The 3854-nt window shown below is 45.3% G+C and carries 4 protein-coding genes; 3 read left to right on the top strand and 1 reads right to left on the bottom strand.

The window, feature by feature from the left end:
- The first annotated feature begins 117 nt into the window (after positions 1–117).
- Together BHC51_RS05230 and BHC51_RS05225 are read left to right on the top strand one after the other, a co-directional pair.
- Entirely contained in the window at positions 118–1362 is a 1245-nt protein-coding gene (locus BHC51_RS05230; RefSeq protein ID WP_373885681.1) for a VENN motif pre-toxin domain-containing protein, read from the top strand.
- Positions 1362–1883: a hypothetical protein gene (locus BHC51_RS05225; protein WP_100153504.1), complete on the top strand. Its 522-nt coding sequence runs from the start codon at positions 1362–1364 to the stop codon at positions 1881–1883. Before BHC51_RS05230 ends, BHC51_RS05225 begins: the two co-directional genes overlap by 1 nt.
- 22 nt (positions 1884–1905) lie before the next feature.
- On the opposite strand, the gene BHC51_RS05220 is transcribed toward BHC51_RS05225, so the two are convergent.
- A complete protein-coding gene (locus tag BHC51_RS05220) occupies positions 1906–2310 on the bottom strand; it encodes a hypothetical protein (protein WP_143558784.1) in 405 nt (134 codons plus the stop codon).
- A 105-nt stretch (positions 2311–2415) separates the two neighbouring features.
- Here BHC51_RS05220 and BHC51_RS05215 point away from each other — a divergent pair.
- A partial coding sequence (locus tag BHC51_RS05215; RefSeq protein ID WP_180296433.1) for a VENN motif pre-toxin domain-containing protein occupies positions 2416–3854 on the top strand: 1439 nt, incomplete at its 3' end.

The following is a 3854-nucleotide window of genomic DNA, read 5'->3' as shown; positions in this document are numbered from 1 at the left end:
TTAAAAAAGATTTAGGCTAAATCAACCTATACAACACACTAAATGGCAGGATTATAACCCACTCAGCGAAGACAAAAACAACAGGTACTAAACGCCCTCGCACCGTATGCGGCAGAGCTGATCGGCCAACAATTCGGCCATGAAGAGAACCAGAATCAGGCAGCGCAGCTGGTAGCGCATGCCCTGGTAGGCGCCATCAGTGCCAGCGTCAACGGCGGCAATGCCGCAGCCGGAGCCGTAGGCGCGAGTGCCGCCGAACTGGCAGCGCAATACCTGATCAAACAACTGCCCAAAGATCAGTACCCCGAAGCGATAGACCCGAGAACCGGCGAGATAGACCCGAACCGCTTACCGGAAAATGTCAAAGCCAGCATCAGAGACCTATCATCAGCAGTAGCCACCGTATCAGGCGGGCTAACCGGTGGTTCACTGATTGATGCGCAGATAGCGGGAGTGGTTGGGCAGAATGCGGTGGAAAATAACCAATTTGACTTAATCCAGCTAATATCACCAGCATCAGCCGCAATGTTGTCCAAGGATGCAAAACACAGAGAGGCTATGAAAATAGCGCATCAAATAAGGATGGCGAGCTCAGCAATCACAATAGTTCAGGTAGGAGGTGGTTATGCAATAGCAGGAGTAGGATTAGTAGCTCCAGAAGCAATAGGAGCGATATACTCAGCATGTAGAGTAAATCCGGCAGGATGTACAGTTGTCACAGTAGAATCGGCAGATATACTAGCCGGACTGGCCACTGGAGCTGTAACGGTAAATAATTTACCGGCCTCAGCGATAAAATCGACAAGTAAGATTGGCGGGAAGTACGCGGAAGAGATTGGTCAGATAGGTAAAGAGGCGAGTAAAGGTTCGGCTAAGGCTGGTAAGGGAATAGTTGTAGTAAATGATTTGAAGCCTCACGAGATACAACAAGCTCAAAGAATAATTGATGAATTTGGTGGAGGATTTGAAGGAGTGCCAAAACTTACTGTAGGTAGTAAGTTAAATGGTAAAGCCATAACATCATCAGATTATCCTGTTATTGATGGTTGGTATACAGCTGCTTCAGGAGAAAAATTCCCTGTGAGTTTAAAGGAAATTACATCTTCAAATCCATTAGCAATATTACAGGATGTTAGTAAGGCAAATAAAACAGGTAAAGAGTTTAATATATTGGATGCAACTATGTATGTAGACGCTAAAAATATGTCCAGTGAGCAATTAATTAAATTTGCAAAAAATGGACCTTTAAGTGGAAATGCATTGCAACAAGGAGTTATAAATCAAATTATCGTTAAAACCAAAGACGGTTTTGTGACCATAAAACCAAAATCAGTTTTAAACAGTAAACCGAAGGGATGGTAATGAGTGTATCTCTAAGTATTTTTTTCACTAAACCTATGAAAATAGAAGTACATCGTTTGTCTTTACATGCTCAAAAAATATTTAATTTTCTATTAGGTGAAACAAAACAGCCTTTAAATATTTCTATTCAGAATTCTGAAGGGCAAGAAGTAAAAATAATTGAACCTGATAATAAAATATATCGATTTATAGAAAATATGCTACTTGGAGAAGGTGGGTATATTTTATATATGCTAGATGAATATTGGGAATATCATAGTGATAAAGAAATATATGAGTTTAGTATTACTGAAATTCACTTCAATAATGAAAGCTTTTTATTTGTAGTTCAGTTATCGATTCTCATTGCAGTAGCACAAATTTCAGGAGTTGATTATTTGAATGATACCCATGGTTTATTCAAGGAAACTAAAAATGATAAAGTTAAAATTGAAGATTTATTGAATTTAAGAGTCAATGCCAATATTTACTCTATTAACGAATCTCTTAAATTATTCTACAACAAAATTCTTTTATCATAACAGAAAATAAAACATTAACTTATCAAAAAATAATATCCACGTACAAGGCGGCTTTGGCAGCGTATGGGAAGTATCCGGCGGCGTTAACAGCAGCAACGCCTCCGGCCACCTCAACGCCGTCAACCAACAGTCCGGCCTTTTTGCCGGCAAAGACGGCTACCACATCAAAGCCGATAGCATCGACCTGCAAGGCGGCGCCATCGGTTCCGGCGCAGCCAGAGAGCACAACCAGCTCACCACCAACAGCCTCACCTTCAAGGATATCGAAAACCACTCCAGCTTCAAAGCCAGCAACACCTCCATCAACGGCGGCTTCAGCGGCAAAGACAGCACCATTCCCGGCAACCCCAGCTATAACCCCACCCTGCCACAACACGAAAGCGGCAGCGACCACAGCACCACCCATGCCACCATCAGCCCGGGACAAATCACCATCAACGGCAAAGCCACCAGCGTCGAAGAAATAGGCATCCACAGCGACATCGACAGCGCCCACAACAAAGTCAGCCAACTGCCCGATCTGCAACAGATCATGGACAAACAACAGGCAGTAGCCGATGCCAGCGCCACCATAGCCAGCAGCGTACGCACCCTCAGTGCCGACATGGCCAGAAAAGCCGATCAGGAGCGCCAGCAGGCACGAGAAAAAGCCGAGCAGGAACTACAAACCAACAATCCCGAGCTGTGGCAGGATTACAGCCAGCTCAGCGAAGATAAAAAACAACTCGTTCTCAGAGAAACCAGCAAAGACTACCGCGCAGCAGACGAACAAGCCCAGTCATGGGGTATCGGCGGCAACAAGAGCCGTGCCATGAACGCCGTCACCAGCGCCGTTACCGGCATTCTTGGCGGCCAAAGCAGCCTGCAAGCAGCCACCAACGCCCTCGCACCGTATGCGGCAGAGCTGATCGGCAAACAATTCGGCCATGGAGAGAACCAGAATCAGGCAGCGCAGCTGGTAGCGCATGCCCTGGTAGGCGCCATCAGTGCGAGCGTCAACGGCGGTAATGCCGCAGCCGGAGCAGTAGGCGCGAGTGCCGCCGAACTGGCAGCGCAATACCTGATCAAACAACTGCCCAAAGATCAGTACCCCGAAGCCATAGACCCGATAACCGGCGAGATAGACCCGAACCGCTTACCGGAAAATGTCAAAGCCAGCATCAGAGATTTATCATCAGCAGTGGCCACTGTATCAGGCGGGCTAACCGGTGGTTCACTGATTGATGCGCAGATAGCGGGAGTGGTCGGGCAGAATGCGGTGGAGAATAACGCCCTCATCAACAGCAAAGGCGAAAGCAAACTAAATGCCCAAGAAAGAAAAATAAACGAAAAACTAAAAAAAGCCGGCGTACAAAATGCCGATGATTACCAAAGAAAATATAATGAGTGCAAAACAGATGCATGCAGACAGCAAGTTAAAAAAGACTACATAGAAGCCAGCGAACAGGCATCTAAAATCATACTTGACTTATATAGAAGCGGAGAATTAACAACTGAAGAATCAATGATATTGTTAACAAGCTATGCAAGCAAAATGATGCAAGGTGCAGGCGAAAGCCAAGATGGCTGGAGCACCCCCATATTCAACATGGATGCCCAGAAATGGACACCATCCGGAGTAATAGCCAATCCAGACTTCCAGCAAATAACACTATCCAATTTAGTGCAAAAAATGAGGCAGTCAGGCGCATCTGAGCAGCAGATAGCAATGCGGGTATTGCAGTATCAGATTGCAGGTCAGGCTATAGGGTCGTACTCTATGGCAGAGCAAGTAGATGCACTTTATAATTCTGGATTGAGTGTTAATACAGTAATAACTGCACTGACACTAAAACGAGGTAAGGCATTATCAGTAAATGAAATAAAAGCAATTACGACCAGATACAACCAAAACGCTGGAAGGTTAGTAACCCCGAATGGACAGGTAATAAAAAATACTGAGCACCAGAGTACAGCGAGTGAATCACGTGG

The organism is Snodgrassella alvi, assembly GCF_002777745.1.
GTDB lineage: Bacteria > Pseudomonadota > Gammaproteobacteria > Burkholderiales > Neisseriaceae > Snodgrassella > Snodgrassella alvi_D.
This window is presented reverse-complemented; position numbering and strand designations above follow the sequence as displayed.